General features: G+C 44.1%; 24 protein-coding genes. 5 read left to right on the top strand and 19 right to left on the bottom strand.

The window, feature by feature from the left end:
• The coding region (locus GJU40_RS20810; protein ID WP_212029782.1) for a hypothetical protein at nucleotides 1-241 on the top strand (241 nt) is incomplete at its 5' end.
• Between the two features lie 27 nt (nucleotides 242-268).
• On the opposite strand, the gene GJU40_RS02670 is transcribed toward GJU40_RS20810, so the two are convergent.
• From GJU40_RS02670 to GJU40_RS02710, 9 genes are all read right to left on the bottom strand, one after another.
• Nucleotides 269-679, bottom strand: a complete 411-nt coding sequence (locus GJU40_RS02670; RefSeq protein ID WP_154306208.1) for a hypothetical protein — start codon at nucleotides 677-679, stop codon at nucleotides 269-271.
• A 30-nt stretch (nucleotides 680-709) separates the two neighbouring features.
• Entirely contained in the window at nucleotides 710-2,596 is a 1,887-nt protein-coding gene (locus tag GJU40_RS02675) for a hypothetical protein (protein ID WP_170289308.1), read from the bottom strand.
• A 76-nt stretch (nucleotides 2,597-2,672) separates the two neighbouring features.
• On the bottom strand, nucleotides 2,673-3,302 hold the full coding sequence (gene upp / locus GJU40_RS02680; RefSeq protein WP_154306210.1) for a uracil phosphoribosyltransferase: 630 nt from the start codon (nucleotides 3,300-3,302) through the stop codon (nucleotides 2,673-2,675).
• 152 nt (nucleotides 3,303-3,454) lie between these two features.
• Nucleotides 3,455-3,655 (bottom strand): hypothetical protein, encoded by a 201-nt coding sequence (locus tag GJU40_RS02685; RefSeq protein WP_154306211.1) that lies wholly within the window; start codon nucleotides 3,653-3,655, stop codon nucleotides 3,455-3,457.
• 53 nt (nucleotides 3,656-3,708) lie between these two features.
• A complete protein-coding gene (locus GJU40_RS02690) occupies nucleotides 3,709-4,956 on the bottom strand; it encodes a serine hydroxymethyltransferase (protein WP_154306212.1) in 1,248 nt (415 codons plus the stop codon).
• 118 nt (nucleotides 4,957-5,074) lie between these two features.
• A complete protein-coding gene (locus GJU40_RS02695) occupies nucleotides 5,075-5,653 on the bottom strand; it encodes a TIGR01440 family protein (protein ID WP_154306213.1) in 579 nt (192 codons plus the stop codon).
• Nucleotides 5,646-6,092, bottom strand: coding sequence for a ribose 5-phosphate isomerase B (gene rpiB / locus GJU40_RS02700; RefSeq protein ID WP_154306214.1), 447 nt, complete (start codon nucleotides 6,090-6,092; stop codon nucleotides 5,646-5,648). Before rpiB ends, GJU40_RS02695 begins: the two co-directional genes overlap by 8 nt.
• A gap of 18 nt (nucleotides 6,093-6,110) precedes the next feature.
• Nucleotides 6,111-6,563, bottom strand: a complete 453-nt coding sequence (locus GJU40_RS02705) for a low molecular weight protein arginine phosphatase (RefSeq protein ID WP_343031374.1) — start codon at nucleotides 6,561-6,563, stop codon at nucleotides 6,111-6,113.
• Nucleotides 6,564-6,723: 160 nt separating this feature from the next.
• Complete coding sequence (locus GJU40_RS02710; RefSeq protein ID WP_154306215.1) at nucleotides 6,724-7,284, bottom strand: manganese efflux pump MntP; 561 nt, start codon at nucleotides 7,282-7,284, stop codon at nucleotides 6,724-6,726.
• A 181-nt stretch (nucleotides 7,285-7,465) separates the two neighbouring features.
• On the opposite strand from GJU40_RS02710, the gene lepB reads away from it, so the two are divergent.
• Nucleotides 7,466-8,053 (top strand): signal peptidase I, encoded by a 588-nt coding sequence (gene lepB, locus GJU40_RS02715; RefSeq protein WP_154306216.1) that lies wholly within the window; start codon nucleotides 7,466-7,468, stop codon nucleotides 8,051-8,053.
• A 1,329-nt stretch (nucleotides 8,054-9,382) separates the two neighbouring features.
• On the opposite strand, the gene GJU40_RS02725 is transcribed toward lepB, so the two are convergent.
• From GJU40_RS02725 to spoIIR, 4 genes are all read right to left on the bottom strand, one after another.
• Complete coding sequence (locus tag GJU40_RS02725; RefSeq protein WP_154306218.1) at nucleotides 9,383-10,825, bottom strand: LVIVD repeat-containing protein; 1,443 nt, start codon at nucleotides 10,823-10,825, stop codon at nucleotides 9,383-9,385.
• 884 nt (nucleotides 10,826-11,709) lie between these two features.
• The gene (locus GJU40_RS02735; RefSeq protein WP_154306220.1) at nucleotides 11,710-12,768 is read right to left on the bottom strand and encodes an L-threonylcarbamoyladenylate synthase; all 1,059 of its coding nucleotides are present in this window, start codon (nucleotides 12,766-12,768) and stop codon (nucleotides 11,710-11,712) included.
• Between the two features lie 126 nt (nucleotides 12,769-12,894).
• Nucleotides 12,895-13,362 (bottom strand): hypothetical protein, encoded by a 468-nt coding sequence (locus tag GJU40_RS02740; RefSeq protein WP_154306221.1) that lies wholly within the window; start codon nucleotides 13,360-13,362, stop codon nucleotides 12,895-12,897.
• Between the two features lie 75 nt (nucleotides 13,363-13,437).
• The gene (gene spoIIR / locus GJU40_RS02745) at nucleotides 13,438-14,076 is read right to left on the bottom strand and encodes a stage II sporulation protein R (protein WP_154306222.1); all 639 of its coding nucleotides are present in this window, start codon (nucleotides 14,074-14,076) and stop codon (nucleotides 13,438-13,440) included.
• 148 nt (nucleotides 14,077-14,224) lie between these two features.
• On the opposite strand from spoIIR, the gene GJU40_RS02750 reads away from it, so the two are divergent.
• A complete protein-coding gene (locus GJU40_RS02750; protein ID WP_154306223.1) occupies nucleotides 14,225-14,470 on the top strand; it encodes a hypothetical protein in 246 nt (81 codons plus the stop codon).
• 62 nt (nucleotides 14,471-14,532) lie between these two features.
• Here the strand turns inward: GJU40_RS02750 and prmC are convergent, their stop codons facing one another.
• Nucleotides 14,533-15,387, bottom strand: coding sequence for a peptide chain release factor N(5)-glutamine methyltransferase (gene prmC, locus GJU40_RS02755; RefSeq protein ID WP_154306224.1), 855 nt, complete (start codon nucleotides 15,385-15,387; stop codon nucleotides 14,533-14,535).
• Nucleotide 15,388: 1 nt separating this feature from the next.
• Nucleotides 15,389-16,459 carry a peptide chain release factor 1 gene (prfA, locus tag GJU40_RS02760; RefSeq protein ID WP_343031355.1) on the bottom strand — a complete coding sequence of 357 codons (1,071 nt, stop codon included), beginning with the start codon at nucleotides 16,457-16,459 and terminating at the stop codon, nucleotides 15,389-15,391.
• A 93-nt stretch (nucleotides 16,460-16,552) separates the two neighbouring features.
• Between prfA and gloA2 the strand changes: the two genes are divergently transcribed.
• Together gloA2 and GJU40_RS02770 are read left to right on the top strand one after the other, a co-directional pair.
• Nucleotides 16,553-16,939 (top strand): SMU1112c/YaeR family gloxylase I-like metalloprotein, encoded by a 387-nt coding sequence (gene gloA2 / locus GJU40_RS02765; protein ID WP_154306225.1) that lies wholly within the window; start codon nucleotides 16,553-16,555, stop codon nucleotides 16,937-16,939.
• Nucleotides 16,940-17,067: 128 nt separating this feature from the next.
• Nucleotides 17,068-17,589 (top strand): MerR family transcriptional regulator, encoded by a 522-nt coding sequence (locus GJU40_RS02770; RefSeq protein WP_154306226.1) that lies wholly within the window; start codon nucleotides 17,068-17,070, stop codon nucleotides 17,587-17,589.
• A gap of 397 nt (nucleotides 17,590-17,986) precedes the next feature.
• Here the strand turns inward: GJU40_RS02770 and GJU40_RS02775 are convergent, their stop codons facing one another.
• From GJU40_RS02775 to rho, 4 genes are all read right to left on the bottom strand, one after another.
• Nucleotides 17,987-18,205, bottom strand: coding sequence for a superinfection immunity protein (locus tag GJU40_RS02775; protein ID WP_343031357.1), 219 nt, complete (start codon nucleotides 18,203-18,205; stop codon nucleotides 17,987-17,989).
• 219 nt (nucleotides 18,206-18,424) lie between these two features.
• Nucleotides 18,425-19,015, bottom strand: a complete 591-nt coding sequence (locus tag GJU40_RS02780) for a thymidine kinase (RefSeq protein ID WP_154306227.1) — start codon at nucleotides 19,013-19,015, stop codon at nucleotides 18,425-18,427.
• Nucleotides 19,016-19,225: 210 nt separating this feature from the next.
• Nucleotides 19,226-19,426 carry a 50S ribosomal protein L31 gene (gene rpmE / locus GJU40_RS02785; protein ID WP_154306228.1) on the bottom strand — a complete coding sequence of 67 codons (201 nt, stop codon included), beginning with the start codon at nucleotides 19,424-19,426 and terminating at the stop codon, nucleotides 19,226-19,228.
• A 133-nt stretch (nucleotides 19,427-19,559) separates the two neighbouring features.
• Nucleotides 19,560-20,849: a transcription termination factor Rho gene (rho, locus tag GJU40_RS02790; protein WP_154306229.1), complete on the bottom strand. Its 1,290-nt coding sequence runs from the start codon at nucleotides 20,847-20,849 to the stop codon at nucleotides 19,560-19,562.
• Nucleotides 20,850-20,877: the final 28 nt, after the last annotated feature.

Consider the following 20,877-nt stretch of genomic DNA (forward strand, 5'->3'; position numbering starts at 1 on the left):
CAAATATAATTCTTTTGTGGCACAAGAATCAAACCAATTTTCATTCCTGGCGGTGACCAGTAGGTCATGTTTGATTCTTCCGCTTATCTCGTCCCATATAAAACCCCATTTTGAATACAACCGGAAATCTTCCGCTTATCTCGAACCAATGGGGGAGCTTAACCGGAATACGTCTGCATATCTTCGCACAGCTGCTCCAGCACCCACCTCCAAAAAACCAAAAAAACACCCAGAAGTGTAACATTCCTGGGCGTTTTCCTTCTCTCCTCTAGGAGTAGAGCTCTTTATATGCAACTACTTTTAGTGCAAGCAGTTCATCTTCAGTTAAGTTGTTTTCCAGGGTACTCACGATTTCCTGCTGTGAGAGGGTTCCCTGCTGCGCTCTGTTTTGGATGTCCATCAGCTTTGCGGGGCCGAGCTTGCGGATGAGCAGCCCCGTTGCTTCTTCCTTTGATGAGAAGGGAAGCTGACTCCTGTCGGCGTTTTTTGCCTCAGCAAGATACGCGCTCAGCTGTGGGTCATTTTCTATATAATCTTTGATTGCGCCTGTTTGTCCTGTTTCCATTGGAACAGCTTCCGTCATCTTTTCAGCGGCAAGGTTTGTTCCAAACATATACAGCGCATATCCGCCTATGGCCAGAATCAGTGTAAGGACTGTTAGAAATTTAATGATTTTCATATAATCCTCCTTATCCAGCAGTGTGCTGATCTACAGCTTTTGGTGGAAGCGGTTATACTGATCAAACATCATCGTTTCTATTATAACATGTCCGTCATTTTGCACGGGCAGGCTTACTTCTGTTTCAGTTATTTTGCCGTTGGCTTCTACAGCTTTAATCACAACGCTGTACTGTCCTTTTCCAAGCAGAATTGTTCTTGATTGATCTTTCATGGAATAAAGCTCAACTGGCGGTACATTGTCATCAAGTTTATGAATGTTAATAGATACTGCATGTAGACTTTCGCCGATTGCCCGGATAGAGACTTTTCCGCCAGAAAGATTTTCCGCATACAACTGCGGCGGCAGCTGATTTTGCACGATCAGCCTATCATTTAACATAGTTCTTGGAACAGATTGATAGGAGTACCATCTTTCAAGCATGTATTTGCCGTCACGGGGAAATCTTTCTTCCGCATAGCGCAGCCAGTCCTTTACCGCTGCATCACTAATACCGGCAGAGTAAAAAGGCAGAACTCTGGCAATCAAATTGAAATTTTCATAGCGGGCCACTCTGAAGTTCGGAAAATCTTCCGGCGTATTCCATGGGCGCTCTTTTGAATACTCCCTGAACAGCCAATGTCCGATGTCGTTGGTCGCCTTCATCCAGCTTTTACTGCCCCACACCTGGGCAAGATGGTAGAGCATATTGGCTGAGTAACCGCCATAGTTGGTATCTTCAACGAGCGGCAGTTCCTGGCGGACAGGCAGTGAGCCATTTTTCTTCTGCAGTGTTAGTACCGCTTCTGTTTCATGCATGACAATTTCTTTTATCAGCGGATTTTTATAAAACTTGGAAGCAGGCTCCCAATATAAATGAGAAAACAGGGATGCAACCTGAATATTCTGGTTGGGATTGATTTCAGCAGAGCCTATCAAATTACCGGCATTTGAAATACCATACGGATATACTTTATAACCCTGATTGCTGAATCTTGGAACACTATTAATCCAGAGATCAGCCTGCTGGTCAACGAGTGACAGCAGTTCAGGCAAATTTGTATATTTATAAGCTTCATAGATTAATCTATTATCTCTGGCGAACTGATCACGGTACCACCAGCCCAGATCTCTTGAAATAGGTGCCTGCAGCTTTTGATCAGTCATATAATATTTTTGATATAGAGGAATTATTTCTTTCACAATTGTGCGGTATGCTTCATCATTGGTTTGATGATAGAGAAAACCGAGATGCATTGGAAGATAGCCGATATACTTTGCATCAGCAGCCAGATTCCAGCCATCTTTCTGAATGAGGTTCTTTTTTTGCTGCTCTGTTAATTTTGGCCAGCTGTTCTTCAAGTCAACTAGTTTTGGAAAAACATTCTCCGGCTTGTTTGGATCTGTCGCATGAAGCTGATTGCTGTATAGATTCTTAACGTCAGCATGCCTGTTTTTCAAAAATACGTTTATTTTGGCAGGAATGGCTTTGTAGCTCCCCGCTTCTTTTATGGCAATTGCTCTTTTTTCAAGCCGCCCCATAACCGGAAGCTCTGCAGCTGCGGAGGCCAGTCTGCCTTCATGTATAATTCCCTCGATCTTATTCAGCAGCCGGTACTGGGAAATTTCATAAATCACCCGCTCTTTTTCAATTTTGGCAGGTTTTACGAAAGTTTCATTCAGCTTTTTACGATTATCCGGGCCTGCTACTCTGCCAATCTTTAATTCTGTTTGTCTAATCGTTTTTGTAAAATCGTCATATTGAGAGTGTAAGAGATGAATGTCGCCTTGAATGATGAGCTGCTGATATTGGAGGGTCTTTTTCTTTAGTATATCGCCTTGAAGAGTTGCTTCTCGCTGGGCTGGTGTCATAGCATTTGCTTCAGGAAAAAGGAGCATTAGAAATGAGAGTACTAGCAGAATGCGAAGTGTTTTCAATAGTGGTATGATCCTTTCTACATGTCATTTTTCAAAAAAGTGCCTTCTGCCCTGGCCGGCAGAAGGCTTGTCCTGCTTATTTCGTGCCAAACATACGGTCGCCGGCATCTCCCAATCCTGGGATGATGTAGCCTTTTTCGTTCAGCTTTTCATCGAGTGCTGCAATATAAATATCTACGTCAGGATGAGCTGTTTTGATTTCTTCTACCCCTTCAGGAGCAGCAATCAGGCACATGAATTTGATGCTTACAGCGCCGCGCTTTTTTATGCTGTTGATGGCTTCCACTGCGGAACCGCCAGTTGCAAGCATCGGATCAACTACAATAAAATCACGCTCTTCAACATCAGATGGCAATTTTACATAATACTCTACAGGCTTTAATGTTTCTGGATCGCGGTACAAGCCGACATGGCCGACCTTTGCAGCTGGAATCAGTTTTAAAATGCCGTCTACCATGCCAAGTCCTGCACGCAGGATCGGAACGATTCCAAGCTTTTTGCCTGCTAGTGCTTTCGCAGTCGCCGGGCATACCGGTGTTTCAATCTGAACCTCTTGAAGAGGCAGATCGCGCGTTATTTCAAAAGCCATTAAAGAAGCCACTTCGTCAACAAGTTCCCGAAATTCTTTTGTACCGGTATTTTTGTCACGAATATATGTAAGCTTGTGCTGAATTAATGGGTGATCAAATACATACACTTTTCCCAAAGAAGCTCATCTCCTTTTTATCACACTTCAATAGATTCTACAGAAAAAACAACCCTGTTTCAAGGCTAAATACCTCTTTAAGAGGTCTGACTTCTCCAAAATATGATTTTATATGTGAAAACTCGACAATTATCGAGTATCAGCCGGGAAGTTTACCGGATTTTGAACAGAATTGCAGCAGCGACCGCAGAAAGTCCTGCAACTATGCTTAATGAAAGAGCCCGCGGCTGCATCACCTCTGGTATATAATCTGCTTGAAACACAGCAATCAGGCTGATTGATGAGAAAATGAGTACAGATACCACCGCCACTTTTGCTGCCACTTCCAGCCATCCGTTGATTTCCTGGAGCATCTTCTTTCCCCTTTCCCCTTCAAAAAACGCCCCCGAAAAGGAGGCGCAGCAGATTATGAATTCAGTTCTTTATAAAGCTCAAAACCGGCAGTCAGCTTTTCTACTCTGTCTGCAGCTTCCTTCAGCTTTTCTTCATTATCATGGTTTTTCAAAGCGAAAGCCATGATAGATGCGATTTCATCCATTTCTTTCTCGGCAAAGCCGCGGCTTGTCACTGCAGCCGTACCAATACGGATGCCGCTCGTCACAAATGGACTTTCAGGATCAAAAGGAATAGTGTTTTTATTCACGGTAATGCCGATATCATCAAGCACCTTTTCAGCAATTTTACCTGTCAGCTCCAAGCTGCGGGTGTCAATTAGAATCAGATGGTTGTCCGTGCCGCCCGATACAAGCGTCAGCCCTTCATTTGAAAGTGCTTCAGCCAGGCGTTTGGCATTGCTTATAATATTTTGGGCATATTGTTTAAAATCATCCTGTAGAGCTTCGCCAAATGCTACAGCTTTAGCTGCAATCACATGCATAAGCGGCCCGCCCTGAATGCCGGGGAAAATGGCTTTATCGATTTTCTTGGCAAACTCTTCTTTGCACAAAATCATTCCGCCGCGAGGCCCGCGAAGTGTTTTGTGCGTGGTTGTTGTAACAAAGTCTGCATAAGGAACAGGGTTTGAATGCAGTCCTGCTGCCACGAGGCCGGCAATATGCGCCATGTCCACCATAAAGTAAGCCCCAACTTCATCGGCAATTTCTCTGAATCTCTTAAAATCAATTTCACGGGGATACGCACTGGCTCCCGCTACAATTAGTTTCGGTTTGTGTTCACGCGCTTTTTCAAGAACATCATCATAGTTGATTATATGGTTTTCAGCGTCGACTCCGTATTCAACAAAGTTGTACTGAATTCCACTGAAGTTTACGGAGCTTCCGTGAGTCAAATGTCCGCCATGGGACAAATTCATACCAAGCACGGTGTCGCCCTGCTCAAGAATCGTAAAATATACAGCCATGTTTGCCTGTGCTCCGGAGTGCGGCTGCACGTTGGCATGCTCAGCTCCAAAGATTTCCTTGGCTCGGTCTCTTGCGATATCTTCCACTACATCCACATGCTCACACCCGCCATAATATCTGCGGCCCGGATATCCTTCAGCATATTTATTGGTCAGCACAGAGCCTTGCGCTTCCATGACTGCCTCACTGACAAAGTTTTCAGATGCAATCAATTCAATCTTTGTTTGCTGGCGTTTCAGTTCATCCTGAATTGCAGAAAAGACACGTTCATCCTGATTTGGTAAATGCTTCATTTTTTTGTCCCCCTTCAGCCACTATCAACTTTTTTGAGTTCTCTTTCACTCCTATATTGTACACATTTTCAGCGCCTATGGGAAAAGAAAAAAAATAACTGTCCCATGCTGGGGACAGTTATGTGCATGCTCTATTTTCAGAATTGTCTTCATACACAGCCCGGCTTCCGCCGATCAGCTTCGGCCTGGTTTTGGCAAGGGTCACATGGGCATTTCCGATGGAAGAAAGAGACGCTCTTACCGGTACGGCAACATGCTTTAAATGCATGCCGATAAAGGTATCTCCAATATCAATTCCATAATCTGCGCTGATATGTTCAACGACTGCCGGGTTTTTCATTCTGCTGTAAGCCATGGTTGCCATGGAACCGCCGGCCTGGCGGACAGGAATGACAGAAACGTGTTCAAGTCCGCGTTTATCCGCTGTTTCTGATTCTACGACGAGCGCCCTGTTCAAGTGCTCGCAGCATTGAAAAGCCAGCTCCACATCATGCTTTTGCTGAAATTGAAGAAGTTCTTGGTAAATTGCTTCCGCTATATCCAGCGTGCCTGAGGTTCCAATGACTTGCCCGGCTACCTCACTTGTGCTGCAGCCGACTACGAGCATCTGCCCGCTGCGAATGTCAGCCTGCTTTTCAAAATCACCCAGAATGGTCCCAAGCTCCTTAGAGATATGCTGAATGTTGGGATCAGCCATTGCTTTCCTCTATTTCATGCATTTTTTTCAGCCTTGTGGCATGCCTGCCTCCTTCAAATTCTGTAGTCAGCCAGGTTTCAGCGATTTCCCGGGCCAGCCCCGGACCGATGACGCGTTCACCCATTGCAAGAACATTGGAGTCATTATGCTTTCTGGTTTCTTTTGCGCTGAATACATCGTGAACAAGCGCGCAGCGGATGCCTTTTACCTTATTCGCGGAAATGCTCATGCCAATTCCAGTGCCGCAGATGAGAATACCGCGGTCAACTTCGCCGCCAGCCACTTTTTTTGCAACTGGCAGTGCATAATCAGGATAATCTACAGAATTGCCGCACTCGCAGCCAAAATCCTCATACTCAATCCCAAGCTCGTCCAGCAAATTCTTAATTTCTTCGCGAATATTGATTCCTCCGTGATCTGATGCAATTGCCACTTTCATCTCTATCAGCTCCTGTTATTAGTTTGCATGCAGCTTTTTCAGCAAGTTTTCTATCAGTGTTTCCAGCTCATCTCTTGTATAACGATAATCTTCTATCGAACCGCCAAACGGGTCAGCTACATCCCTGAATCCCGCCGGCCCATGTACAAACTCGTTCAGCGTGTATAATTTATCCGCAGCGTCAGGAAAGCGCTCCAGGACCAGCTGTTTATGGCTTCCTGTCATGGTGAGAATCAGCGTAGCCCAGTCTATTTGCTCTCTTGATAGCAGGGATGATGCGTGCTGAATATCTATTTCTCTTTCCTTGAGAGCGCTTTGCGCATGGAGAGAAGCAGCACTGCCATCGTTTGCATATACACCTGCCGAACGCGCCTGCAAGAATTCCGAAGATTTTTTCTGGTTAAAGATGGCCTCTGCCATTGGGCTTCTGCAAGTATTTCCTGTACAAACGAACAGAACTTGTTCCACTATGCCTTCACTCCTTTTTAAACGTTCAATACCTTTCCCTATTCATTACCATTATAATGCAAGATTTCAGGAGAATATAGTCAGGCACCTTCAAAAAAATTTCCCTATTGACTGAATCAATAGGGAAAGAGTTTGTTTCCTATACATTGTGCTGTATATGCGGTTAAAAGGGCAGAATCAGTTTCAGTCCAAAGGCGAGCAGAATACTGCCTCCAAGCACTTCGCTGTACATGCCGAGCCAGCCCTGAACACGATTTCCAATCAGCAGCCCCATCCAGGTGAGCACCATGCTGACCACACCGAAAATCAAAATCGTGAGCAGCGTTCTCGCTCCGTAAATGCCGAGGCTGAGGCCTACTGAAAAGCTGTCGAGGCTGACGCTGAGCGCAAAGACTATGAGGCCAAAGCCAACCGGAGAAAGCGCCGGTCCTTCCTCTTTTTTAAATGAGGAAAGAATCATTTGAAGGCCAAGCAAAACAAGCAGCACACCCCCAATTACGGTGGCAATTGTGCCAAATGTATCGGACAGCACCCTTCCAATCAGTATACCCATCAGCGGCATCCCGATATGAAAAGCGCCGATTGTTAGTCCTATGTAGAAAATCTGCCGAAGCCTCAGCTTGATCAATCCCATGCCCATTCCGACTGAGAAGGCATCCATTCCTAGTGCGAACGCCATCATCAACAATGTAAACAGTTCTCCAAGAATATTTTCTATGTTCATTTTCTACCTCCTCGGACACGCCTAGTTCAAGATATGCCTGACCACACTTGAATAGAACCCGTCACATGCCAGGAGAGATGATCCTATCAAACCTTAAATAATAATAGCCTTCCGCTATTTTCCAAACTATAATGAATGTATCTTTTACTAATCGGAAGCAGAAAGGAATACGAAAAATATTATGACCACACAAACCTTCTTAAAAGAAGCACTCAGCTGGGGAAAAACACTGTTAATTGGCTTTACGCTGGCTCTATTGATCAGCATCTTCCTGGTTCAGCCTTTTACAGTCAGCGGAAGCTCCATGGAACCCACATTTCAAGGGAGCGATCCTGCTATCCCCGGGACAGCCGGAGACAGAGTTTTCGTCTATAAAAGTGCCTACCTTTTTGAAAAAACACCGCAATATGGAGATATGGTCATTGTCGACAGCCGCCTCGGACAGGAAAGAAACCTCGGACATTCCCTGCGTGAGAGTCCGCTGATTAACTGGATGACAAAAGAAGACCAAGAACACTTTTGGATCAAGCGGGTCATCGGAAGGCCGGGAGATACAATTGGAAGCAAAAACCACGAAGTATACCGAAATGGAGAATTGCTGCACGAGGACTATATAAAGGAAGCAATGAATGTCCCATTTGAAGCTGTCACCGTCCCTGAAGGACACGTCTTTATCATGGGCGATAACAGAAACCATAGCATCGACAGCAGGGTCATTGGCCCTGTCCCCCTCGATCATTTGCTGGGGAAAGTGTTTTTTAAGTTTTAGGTTGGTTTGGGGAGAGAGATATCAAAAGGATGATGGAAAATAAGGACTGAGGTTTTCCTGTTTTCAATATGCTGTTATGAAGTTTTTTCTACTCAAAGATGTCCTTCATCCCGCTGATGAAGGACATTTTTGATGCTTTTCATTCGGATTTGTCCTTCATCGGCCTTATGAAGGACATTTCCGGTGCTTTTCCACTCGGTTTTGTCCTTCATCGGCCTTATGAAGGACATTTCCGATGCTTTTCCACTCAGTTTTGTCCTTCATCGGCCTTATGAAGGACATTTCCGATGCTTTTCCTCTCACTTTTGTCCTTCATCGCCCTTATGAAGGACATTTGCGGTGCTTTTCCACTCAGTTTTGTCCTTCATCGGCCTTATGAAGGACATTTGCGGTGCTTTTCCACTCAGTTTTGTCCTTCATCGGCCTTATGAAGGACATTTCCGATGCTTTTCCTCTCAGTTTTGTCCTTCATCGGCCTTATGAAGGACATTTGCGGTGCTTTTCGACTCAGAATTGTCCTTCATCGGGCCCAAGAAAGACTTTTCTGGAAAAATAAGCGGAGATATTCCGGTTAAGTAAAAAATGAGGCTAATTTCAGGCAATATAAGGGAAGCTTTTCCGGTTATGAGGATAAAAAGGGCTCATTTTCAGCACTGCTACCCAATTAGACGGAATTCCTACTCCTATTTCAGCCGATTTTCGCTGTTTTTTCCAGATAAGCGGAATCTTTACGCCTATTCCATTACGATCCTCCCTCTCCACTGGGTGATGGGCAACATAAACGGAGGAATTCCGGTTAAGTCAAAAATGAGGCTAATTTCAGGCAATATAAGGGAAGCTTTTCCGGTTATGAGGATAAAAAGTGCTCATTTTCAGTACTGCTACCCAATTAGACGGAATTCTTACTTCTATTTCAGCCGATTTTCGCTGCTTTTTCCAGATAAGCGGAATCTCTACGCCTATTCAAATATGATTATCCTCTCTCAAATGGGGTGCTGGATAAATAAACGGAGGTATTCCGTTTAAATTAAAATCGAGGCTAAGATTGAAGACCTAGAAACTGAGGATTGGGACCAGAAACTTGAAAGGAATTTTCCTCACACCGAAATATGCTGTTCCCATCTAAAGGAGAAGGGGTGGTGAAATTGTTATCAGTTCGATCATCGGAAAGAGGATTTATAAAAACTTTGAGATACCTCCTACAGTAGACCAAAAATTGGGCAGACAGGGTTGGGTTAGCAGACTTGCACCGCCAAGTTAATGAACAGGTCGGGCGCATTCCAAAAAAAACAGGCGGCCACGGCACACCTGTTTTTAAATATAATAATGTTATTTTACTTCCAAGTTTCTTGTGCTGTTTCCGCCACTATTGTTTTTCAATAGCACTTTTAGACCTTGGCCCATGTCAGAAGCGAGGACATAGTTACGGTCTAAGAAGACTCCCCATACATCAGCGCCGTCTGGAGTATAGCGGCCGATTTCTACCGGGTTGGCAGGATCCGTAATATCGACCGATAGGACACCGCCAGAGTAATAAGACAGGTACAGAGTGTTTCCTTGAACTTTAGGGTCATGAACTGTTTTTGCAAATGTTGTCCTTCCAGTTGAAGTTGGAGGGATATCAAATGTTAAGTCGGTGACAAAGTTGCTTAACAATTTTGGGTTAGACTTATCGGAAATATCAAAAATACGTGTATAACCGTATGCACTTTCATATCCAGCACCAACAGGGTTAGATACTTCTCGTGTTTCAATTAAGATGTTCCCGCCTTTCGCAAGAGCGGCAGAGTGCGCTGAGCCTTTTTGGTTTGGAGCATATTCTGTTCTGCCAACAAGCACGGGATTTTCCGGATTTCTAATATCAAAAATGACAGTTCCTAAATCCCACATGGAAACGTAAGCATATTGTCCATTATTATCCGTGATAACGCTGTGGTTGAATACCGGCCTTTGCTTCCCGTCTGGGGCATTCCAATGGTATCCATTAAAGTTTGCTGGTACTTCAGGAAGAATCCTTGGGTCAAAATCCCATAGCTTTTGTGGATTAGCTGGATTCGTGACATCAATGATCTGGAAATCCTTCTCTTTTCCGCCAGTATAGTAATCTGCATAAGGGCTTGAATTTAATAGCAATAAGCGGTTCCCTTGCTGAACCAGATATAATTCATGTGTTCCCGTAATTCTTCTATCAGAGAATTTATAGAACCCTAGCTTTTTGGGGTTATATGGATCAGAGACATCATAAAGCAGCACTCCGCCAAAACTATTAGGCTGAGATGCACTGTTTCTGCTCAGCTGCTGAACACTTACAACCGCTAAGTCCCCTTTAAAACTTGGGGTATTAACCGTTTTTACAATCACCTTTTCCTGCCAGGTATTAGGAATGTCCGTTGCAAATGTTGCTACCTCTTTAGGATTAGCAGGATTTTTTAAATCAAATACACGGACTCCACCAGTTCCGCCCCCGGCCGTATGGGTTCCTGTATAGGCAAAGCCTTTATGGGCATAAACATCAGCCATATTTTTCTGTCTTCCATCTTCACCAGGCTTAATTTGGATGGAAGCAACCTCGGTAAGGTTTTTTACATTTTTATCACCAGAGAATTTGTACCCTATTTTTAAAGCTTCTAATTCTTCTTGTGAAAATACTTCACGATACCCTTTTTGTCCTCCTTCCAAGTCCAACGCATCATGCGCCAGAGCTGCAGGCGCAAATCCGGATAGGGCAATGGCACTAGCTAAAGTAACCCTTAACACGTTCTTCTTTTTCAAAAAAACTCCTCCTAAATATAAAATAATCCTACCTGTACATAGGTTTAATTGTATAATTTTTCAGAATATTTACCATAGTCTGAACTTGCTATTTTTCTCAACCGTTTATTCGGGGAGTTTAATCATATAAAGCATTAAAATATATATCTATATTACTAGTTGCTGTCAAAGGAAAACGATAATATGTAAATAGATATGTGACAATATCCCTGTGAGCAAAAATTTCATCCTTCTAATTAAGAAAAACAGCCTATCATTCAAGGGAAACGGCTTCCTCCTTCTGGGGCTGAAAACATAAACAGAGATATTCCGGTTAAGTGAAAAATGAGGCTAATTTCAGGCAATATAAGGGAAGCTTTTCCGGTTATGAGGATAAAAAGGGCTCATTTTCAGCACTGCTACCCAATTAGACGGAATTGCTACTTCTATTTCAGCCGATTTTCGCTGATTTTTCCAGATAAAGGGAATCTCTACACCTATTCCATTACGATCCTCCCCTGTCCACTGGGTGATGGGCAACATAAACGGAGATATTCCGGTTAAATGAAAAATGAGGCTGATTTCGGCCAATATAAGGGAAGCTTTTCCGGTTATGAGGATAAAAAGGGCTCATTTTCAGCACTGCTACCCAATTAGACGGAATTCCTACTCCTATTTCAGCCGATTTTCGCTGCTTTTTCCAGATAAGAGGAACCTCTACGCCTATTCCATTACGATCCTCCCTCTCCACTGGGTGATGGGCAACATAAGCGGAGGAATTCCGGTTATACGCCTATTCTCATCTGTTTGTTCAGATGAGGTGCGTCCCCTCGCGATTACACTCCATTCCCCCCGCACAAAAAAGGCAGCTCCGCCTAAACGAAACCGCCTTTTCCAACCAATATTCATTTTCCGTTATTACCGCTTTCGCTTACAGTCGAGTGCCCCGCCGCTTTTAGCAGGCGGTTCATGATTGCCTGGCCGACACCTTCTTGCGGGAATGCTTCGCTGTAGATGATATCTACTTCTTTGTTATCAAATTTTCTCAGCGCATCATACAGGCTGGCCGCGACGCTTTCAAGATCTTCCCTTTGCCCGCAGGTGATGACTTGATCAGCTTTGTAGCTCAAGGCCGTTTCTTTCGCAGATAGTACACCGACTCTGCTTCCTTCCAGCTGTTTTTGCTCAACAAGGATTTGGAGAAAGGCCGGCGATCCGTAGACGACCGTCAGCGGGGAGGCCGGCGCATAATGGGTGTATTTCATGCCCGGAGATTTCGGCGCGTGGCCTTCTTCTATTAATGACTGATCTACCTCCACAGAGCCTGCCACTGTTTCCAGCTGCTCTTTTGTCACTCCGCCCGGCCTTAAAATAACCGGCTTCTCCTGGGTGCAGTCCAGCACAGTGGACTCCACTCCCACTCCTGTCGGTCCCCCATCCACAATTCCTGCGATCCGGCCGTCGAGGTCTTCTGCGACATGGCTGGCCAGTGTGGGACTTGGCTTGCCGGATAAATTTGCGCTTGGGGCTGCGATTGGAAGACCCGCACTTTTTATAATTGCAAGTGCCAGCGGATGCTTCGGCATACGGACCGCCACCGTATCGAGCCCTGCCGTCACATAACGCGACAATCCCTCTTTTTTAGGCAGAATCAGCGTTAATGGACCCGGCCAGAAGGCTTTCATCAGTTCCTCTGCATATGGAGGAATATCTGTAACCAGCTCATTCAGCTGGCTGTGATCCGATATGTGGACAATGAGGGGATTATCCCCAGGCCTGCCCTTTGCTTCGTATATTTTTTGAACAGCCTTATCTGAAAATGCATTGGCGCCAAGGCCGTACACAGTCTCGGTAGGAAAGGCCACCACTTCATTTTTTGCAAGCAATTCAGCTGCCTGTGTGATTTGGGGATAACTAGTGGATAACTCTGCATTTCTATCCACAGTCCAAAATTTAGTTTTCATGAAAAACGGCTCCTTCGTTTCTCGTTGTTTTTGTTGATTTTATCTCAATACCTCATGAAAGTATAAAAGATGAACATAAAGAAAACAAGCTTTATCCACAAATTGTGGATAAAGCTTTATTTTCTGTTAATAACTTTGTTGATAATTTTCTTTCACTTCTTTTTTCATGACAATTGAACCAGCCACTTCTGTTGATTTACTTACATGTTTCACTTGAAGCATATGTGACGGCAGATTCTTTGTTGATACAGTGCTGAAACCCAGCATATACAGAAGATCGACAGCCGCCGCTTTGTTGGTAATCAGATACAAATTCCGAACTTCCTTTTGCTTGCAAAGAACCAGTATATTTTGAAAGAGAGACAGTATGTAGGCCTGATCCATATGCTGGGAAACAACCAGCGTTCTCAGAAGTCCGTCTCCCTCTATGATTTCGATACCGAGACAAGCTACAATATTATGATTCCCGTTTTCCAGAATAATAAACTGATCCGGAGACTTCTCTACTCCTTCAGAGCTTACGCCCGCTTTGTTAATAAAGTCGATCAGCCTTCCGCAATCTTTTTCTTCCGCTGCCTTTAATTGATAGTACATACTCTCACCCCGTTTGATTGTTGTTACTAACAATCTATGAAGGGCGTCTACTTTTATGACTTTTTGCTAGAGATTTTACGAGAAAAGATCTTCAAACCATTCTACCAAAAAGAACTTTACTTCCACTTCTTCCTCTTCATCATCAATCACAAGCGCGGATGCACTGCTGCTTCCGCTGCTCTCTTCCTGCGCTGAAGCCTGGACAGCCTCGCTGTTTGAGAAGTCAAGAAAGCACAGCGGCGGGAACAATACACACCACCAGTTTGCACCTTGGCCCTTGCCAAGAGTAATCAGTATGGCTTCGTAATCTCCTGCCGGATAAATAAAGTTTCCGTACAGCTTTGTTGGAAAAGAAACGTTTCCAAAATCTACAGAATAGCTTTGAACACTGTTTTTCTCGGCTAGAATTCTTTCCACAATTTCTTCTATCTTCGGAAGCCTGCTTTGGATCAGCTCTCTCGCTTCTTCCACACTTGTTAATTCTTCTACCCATACAGTAATCTCTTTGTTTACTTCATCTCTTATTATTCTTTTTAGAGACTGATCTTGTTCGGCGTCGCTGTTCGCCAGAATTCTCAAGCGGATTGCTTCCTCTGGAATAACAATCGGCTCCTGATTTGCTCCTGCTGTTAAAGGCTCTTTATATAAACTCAGTAATGCACCTGCCAATAATACGAATAAATATATGATAATCAATTTTTGTTGTTTTTTCATTTTCTCCACCATCCCCTCGTAGTAGAAAGTATGGACAGGGATAAAAATTTCTAAACGGCTATTTTGAAAAATCTAGCAAACTTTTATTCTCTTGTCATCATAAAACACTGGGAGTAAATGTTAAGATAAATAGGAAGGGAGGATTATAATGAAAAATTATCTATCTTTGATTTCATTCACTTCTTTGATTATCACTCTGCTCCTTTTAGTGATCGGTGCTGGAACATTAAGAGGAGATGCAGGAACAGGAATCCTTCTCACTGGAGTTATCGTTTCATTCATAACAGCCTTACTCAGTAACAAAGGCGCCCTGAGAACAATATCGTTGGTGAGTATCTCCGGAATACTTTGTGTGTATGGAATTTGGATTCTTGCTTTTACATCAGGGTTATAAAAGTTACTTTCACTCTCACCCGCTAAAAGTCTGCACACAAAAAGCCGGCCCTCCGGCCAGCTTTATCTGCTTGTTGTATAAACAAATCTGTCTTTCCCGTTGATATCAAACACAACTTCCACTGTTTTACCTGGAAACGCCTGCTCCATGATTGCTTTGACAGCTTCTCCCTGCCCGGCGCCTATTTCAAAACCGATAAGAAAGGGCCCTTCTGCGAGCACGAATGGAATGTCTTTGGCGAGCCTTCTGTAAAAATCAAGCCCGTCCCTGCCTCCCGCAAGTGCACGGCGGGGTTCGTGGTCTTTGACAGTTGGAGACAGCGTGTCCACTTCTTCATCTGGAATATAGGGAGGGTTGGACACAATGATGTTCACAGTGGTGCCCGCTTCCTTAAGCGGCTCCAGCAAATCTCCATGCATAAAGTTGACTGTTGCTCCCAGCTTTTCGGCATTTTCCTCCGCTACTTTCAGAGATGATTCCGCGATATCCACAGCGCTGACTTTCCAGTTCTTCTTCTCTAACATCAGCGTGATGGCAATTGCTCCGCTTCCCGTGCCAATATCGGCTGCAGAGACGGGTTTTTCTGAAAAAAGAGCAGCTGCCCTCTCAAGAATTCCCACAATCAATTCTTCTGTCTCAGGCCTTGGTATCAGCACTTCCTTGTTCACTAGGAATGTTCTTCCGTAAAACTCTTCATAGCCTGTCAGATGCTGTACCGGCACTCCGCTGATATGCTCTTTGACATCCTTTTGAAAAGCTTGCAGAACAGATTCATCCAGATCGCTCCGCAAATCCGCCAGCAGTTTTGTCCGGCTCATATTCGCATGATGGCGAAGCAGGAGTTCACCTGCATTCTGGTCACGTTGAGCTTCCTCTAAAAGAGAAGAAGCCCATTTCAGGGCTTCGTATATTTTCATCTTATGCCTCAGCCTGTTCCAGCCTGCTGGATTGATCCTCAACAATCAGTGCATCAATCACATCATCAAGCTTTCCTTCAAGAATTTGGTCAAGCTTCTGGATTGTCAGCCCGATTCTATGATCAGTTACGCGGTTTTGCGGGAAATTGTACGTGCGAATCCGCTCAGAGCGGTCCCCGGTACCCACAGCAAGTTTGCGGTTTTGGTCATACTCTGCCTGAGCCTCGCGCTGAAACTTATCGTAAACGCGGGCACGAAGCACTTTCATCGCTTTTTCTTTATTTTTGATCTGGGATTTTTCATCCTGGCAGGATACAACAGTTCCTGTCGGCAGATGCGTTAAACGAACTGCTGACATTGTGGTATTTACACTCTGTCCGCCAGGTCCGCTGGAAGCAAATGTGTCAACGCGGATATCTTTATCATGAATTTCCACTTCCACTTCTTCCGCTTCAGGAAGGCACACGACAGTAGCGGTCGACGTATGTATACGGCCGCCTGATTCTGTTTCCGGTACACGCTGAACACGGTGTGCACCGTTTTCAAATTTCATTTTGGAATAAGCGCCTTTGCCGTTAATCATGAAAATGATTTCTTTATAACCGCCTACACCTGTAGAGTTGGCTTCCATCACTTCCGTTTTCCAGCCTTGAGCCTCTGCAAATCTGCTGTACATTCTGTAAAGATTTCCAGCAAACAGCGCGGCTTCATCTCCGCCTGCAGCACCGCGGATTTCCATAATTACGTTTTTATTATCATTCGGATCTTTTGGAACGAGCAATAATTTTAAGCGCTCGGAAAGGGCCGCTTCCTGATCTTGAAGCTCGGAAAGCTCTTCCTTCACCATGTCGCGCATATCAGAATCTAATTTATCATCCAGCATATCCTTGGCATCAGAAAGTTGTTCCTTTACCGTTTTATATTCGCGGTATACTTCTACAGTCTCCTGAATATCTGACTGTTCTTTGGAGTAATCGCGCAATTTATTCGTATCACTAATAATATCGGGATCCATCAGCAGCTGATTCAGCTTATTATAACGGTCCTCAATGGCCTGTAAACGATCTAGCACGTTCTTCACCTCTGTTTCTGTCCATAACGTTATAATTATAGTATAGGTTACACTAACCGTCAAAAGCAAATAGATGAGGGAGTGGCGAGGATTATGAATATTTCAGGCATTCATCACGTTGCCGTTATTTGTTCAAATTATGAAGTTTCAAAAGTGTTTTACACAGACATTTTGGGTTTGGAGGTTGTGAAAGAAACGTACAGACAAGAACGGGACTCTTATAAACTGGACCTGGCAGTCGGAGGAGTTTACCAAATCGAGCTGTTTTCTTTTCCGAATCCGCCTGAAAGGGCTACAAATCCAGAGGCGGCAGGTTTAAGGCACCTGGCATTCAGGGTAGAGAATCTGCAAAAGGAAATCGAACGATTGAAGGAAAAGGGCATACCAGCCGAGCCGGTCAGGATTGATGATCTCACTGGAAAAAGGTTCACTTTTTTCAAAGATCCGGACGGGCTTCCTTTGGAGCTTTATGAGGGATAAATCGACAGCCCCCCATAAAAAAAGGCTCTAAACCACTTTCTTTGGCGAATATAAACTAGTTTTGTCACCCATACAGGAGACGGCGGAAAAAAAGAGAATTTCTTTTTTAAATAAGGGAGGGGATCTTTATGAATACCACTGCAGTAGCTAAGTTACTTGGAGTCTCGCCGAAAACGGTACAGCGCTGGGTTAAGCAGCTGGACCTTCAAATGGAACGGAATGAACTTGGACACTACCTATTTACGAATGAGGACATAGAGATGCTGAAGGGCATTCAGGAGCAGCTTCACAATGGAATTTTGCTTCAGGATATCAGCGTTGCCAAAAAGAAGCCCAGAAAAGCGATTGTACAGGCCGTTCCCAGCAGCAGTGACAAATCTGTAGAAGCTCTTGCTGCAAAAGTGAGTGCACTTGAATTGCGCCTAGATCAAAAGGCTGACTCTGTTGTCTCCTATCAGCTGCTTCAGCACAGGCAGGAAATGGAGGAGCTTCATCACCTCGTCATTTCACTGAACCACAGGCTCGACCAGCTGGAAGCTGCGCACGATTCAGGAAAAGGCCTTGAAAAGGATCATAACGTTCTTCAATTCGATGCAGTTAAGCCTCCTAAAAAGAAGAAAAATTTCATCAGCATGCTGTTCAGCTTCTGATTGGTGCCCCGGCGGTGTTCGCCGGGGTTTTTGTTTTAGCTTATTTCAGCGGGGGCAAGCTTTAATTGAGGTATTGTCGGTTCATCAGTAACCGGTGAAAAAAATAAGCGGACATTTTTCCTTTAAATGAAAAATCCAGCACTTTTTCGGCAACTTAAGAGGAGGATTTCCGGTTATTCTAATATAAAGCCCTTTTTTCAAGCGTTTTTGAGTCTATACCCGGAATTTCTCCGCCTATAAGGGCTTTTTTGGTGCTATTATCCACATAAGCGGAATAATTCCGTTTATTCTTCGCACAAAAGGAGTTTCATCCCCTCCTTCAGTGAAACATGATCTAAAACGTAAAAAAACCGAACCAAAATGGCTCCGGTTTTTTCTTCATAGATTCTCATATGTATTACGCGTTATATTTATTTTCTGCTAACATATTTCGTTTATCCTTTTTAAGTGCCAAATATAAAGCAGCAAGCCATCCAAGAATATTCCATCCTAAGAGGATATTAACGATAAGAACAATAAATTTATTATGTTTGTTTTTTTTAAAAGCTATAAAAGTTGGGATATAGCGAATAAAAAGCGTTATAAGTAACATTATAAAACCTAACACCACTTCCACATTGCTTCCCTCCCTCCGTTTTCAATTCCTTTCTAAGCAAACTGATCTCAATAAAATATCCATTATTTTCAATCTTAACACACGTGGCAGAATCAGGAAATAAATTTGATCATACACTTATATGGTTTCCTAGTCGGACATAACAAAAAAACAGGTCTGATTCGTATGTGAATCAGACCTGCTAGATGCAATACTGTTTATCTATTTTTCTCAAGCTTGTTACAGAGAGCTCGGTTTGCCTGGCAGCTCATGATGGTGGCGGCAGCGCGGTTCGTAGGATTCAGACGCGCCGACGAGAATGATCGGGTCATGGTAGGATGCCGGCTTTCCGTCTATTAATCTTTGTGTCCGGCTCGCAGGCGATCCGCATACTGAGCAGACAGCCTGAAGCTTTGTGACTGATTCCGCAACAGCCATCAGATGCGGGACCACCCCGAAAGGCTCACCGCGGAAGTCCTGGTCCAGCCCTGCCACGATGACGCGGTGGCCTCTGTCTGCAAGCAGGGTTGCGACTTCAGTGATGTTCTCGTCAAAAAATTGAACTTCATCGATTGCAACGACATCTGTTTCTTCATTCACATGCTCTAGGATAGATCTGGATGCAGATACAGGTTTGCAGATAATGGCTGTGCCATTATGGGAAACCACTGCTTCCTCGCTGTATCGATTGTCAATTGCCGGTTTGAATACTGTAACCTCTTGTTTGGCGAACTGAGCTCTGCGTACTCTGCGAATCAGCTCTTCTGATTTACCTGAGAACATACTTCCACATATTACTTCCAGCCAGCCACTATGTTTCATAACGTACATGCAAACGGCCTCTCCCTTCATCGTTCAGAGTCGATTGACCGCATCAATCACTTCAAAAACGGTGTATAAGTCAACAATGATTATGATGTAATCCCATTGCTTTTTTACTCGTTAGTAATCGCCGGCGGATACTGAACCATTGGTTATTTCATAACAAATTGCAAAAAAAACAGGCAAGAACAGTTTCTTGCCTGTTTTTGAAACACTATATTATTTCATGCCGTATTTTTTGTTGAATTTATCTACACGTCCACCAGCTTCAGCGAACTTTTGGCGTCCAGTGTAAAATGGATGGCACTCGGAGCAAACCTCTACGCGCACCTCGTCTTTTACAGAACCACTTTCAAATTCGTTTCCGCAAGCACACTTAACATTAACTGTTTTGTAGTTTGGATGAATTCCAGTTTTCATTCTTTTCATCTCCTTCTGCCCTGAGTCATTTGCTGAAACAGAGTTAATTTTCCCAGGGATGAACAACCTCCCTGAAAAGCACATAAAAAAATTATAACAAGTAACGGGACCAAATGCAAGAATTGAATTTCAATTATAACCGCTTTGGTGCTCCGTTAGCTCCGGCTGCTTTCCACTCTGCATCCAGCATGGCAAAGAAGTCTTCGTTCGACTTGGACTGCCTCAGCTTTTTCAGGAACTTCTCGGCAAAATCATGAGATTCTGACATGGTTTTGCGGATCGTCCACAGCTTTTCAAGCTGCTCTTTTGAAAGCAGAAGCTCTTCCTTACGTGTTCCGGAACGGCGGATATCAATCGCAGGGAAAATGCGTCTCTCAGCAAGCGCACGGTCAAGGTGAAGCTCCATGTTGCCTGTCCCTTTGAACTCTTCATAAATGACATCATCCATGCGGGATCCCGTGTCAATCAATGCTGTTGCCAGGATGGTCAGGCTGCCGCCCTCTTCAATGTTCCTTGCAGCACCGAAGAAGCGTTTTGGCCTGTGAAATGCGGCTGGGTCAATCCCCCCGGAAAGAGTCCGTCCGCTTGGCGGAATCACAAGGTTATAAGCCCGTGCCAGGCGTGTAATGCTGTCCATCAGGATGATTACGTCTTTTTTATGCTCAACAAGCCTCATAGCTCTTTCAAGAACAAGCTCGGCCACTTTAATATGATTTTCCGGAACTTCATCAAACGTTGAGCTGACTACATCTCCTGCAACGGAACGCTCAATGTCTGTTACTTCCTCAGGACGCTCATCAATCAGCAGGACAATTAGTTCTGCTTCAGGATTGTTGGTTGTAATGCTGTTTGCAATTTCCTTTAGCAGCATTGTTTTCCCTGCTTTTGGAGGAGCTACAATCAGTCCGCGCTGCCCAAAGCCTACAGGAGAAATCAAGTCCATAATTCTTGTGGAAAGCTTATGTTGTTCTGTTTCAAGCATAATCTGTCTGTCAGGATAGAGCGCAGTTAATGCCGGAAAGTGAACACGTTCCTTGGCAGATTCAGGGTCATCACCGTTAACCGCTTCCACGTGCAAAAGCCCGTAATAACGTTCGTTTTCTTTAGGCGGTCTTACCTTCCCCGATACCTTATCGCCGTTTCTTAAGTCAAAGCGGCGGATCTGTGATGCAGAAATATAGATATCTTCAGAACTTGGAGAATAATTGATTGGGCGCAGGAAGCCGAAGCCCTCGGACTGAATAATCTCTAAAACTCCTTCCATGAAAAGAAGGTCTTCCTGTTCTGCATTCGCTTTTAAAATAGCAAATATCAGTTCTTTTTTAGTCAGTTTGCTGTAATAGGATACTTTGTACTGGCGTGCCAGCTCGTACAACTCTTTTAACTTCATATGTTCAAGAGTTGATATTGATACTTCACTCATGTAAACACCACACTTTAATTAGTAAAAA

Source organism: Metabacillus lacus, assembly GCF_009674805.1.
Taxonomy (GTDB): domain Bacteria; phylum Bacillota; class Bacilli; order Bacillales; family Bacillaceae; genus Metabacillus_C; species Metabacillus_C lacus.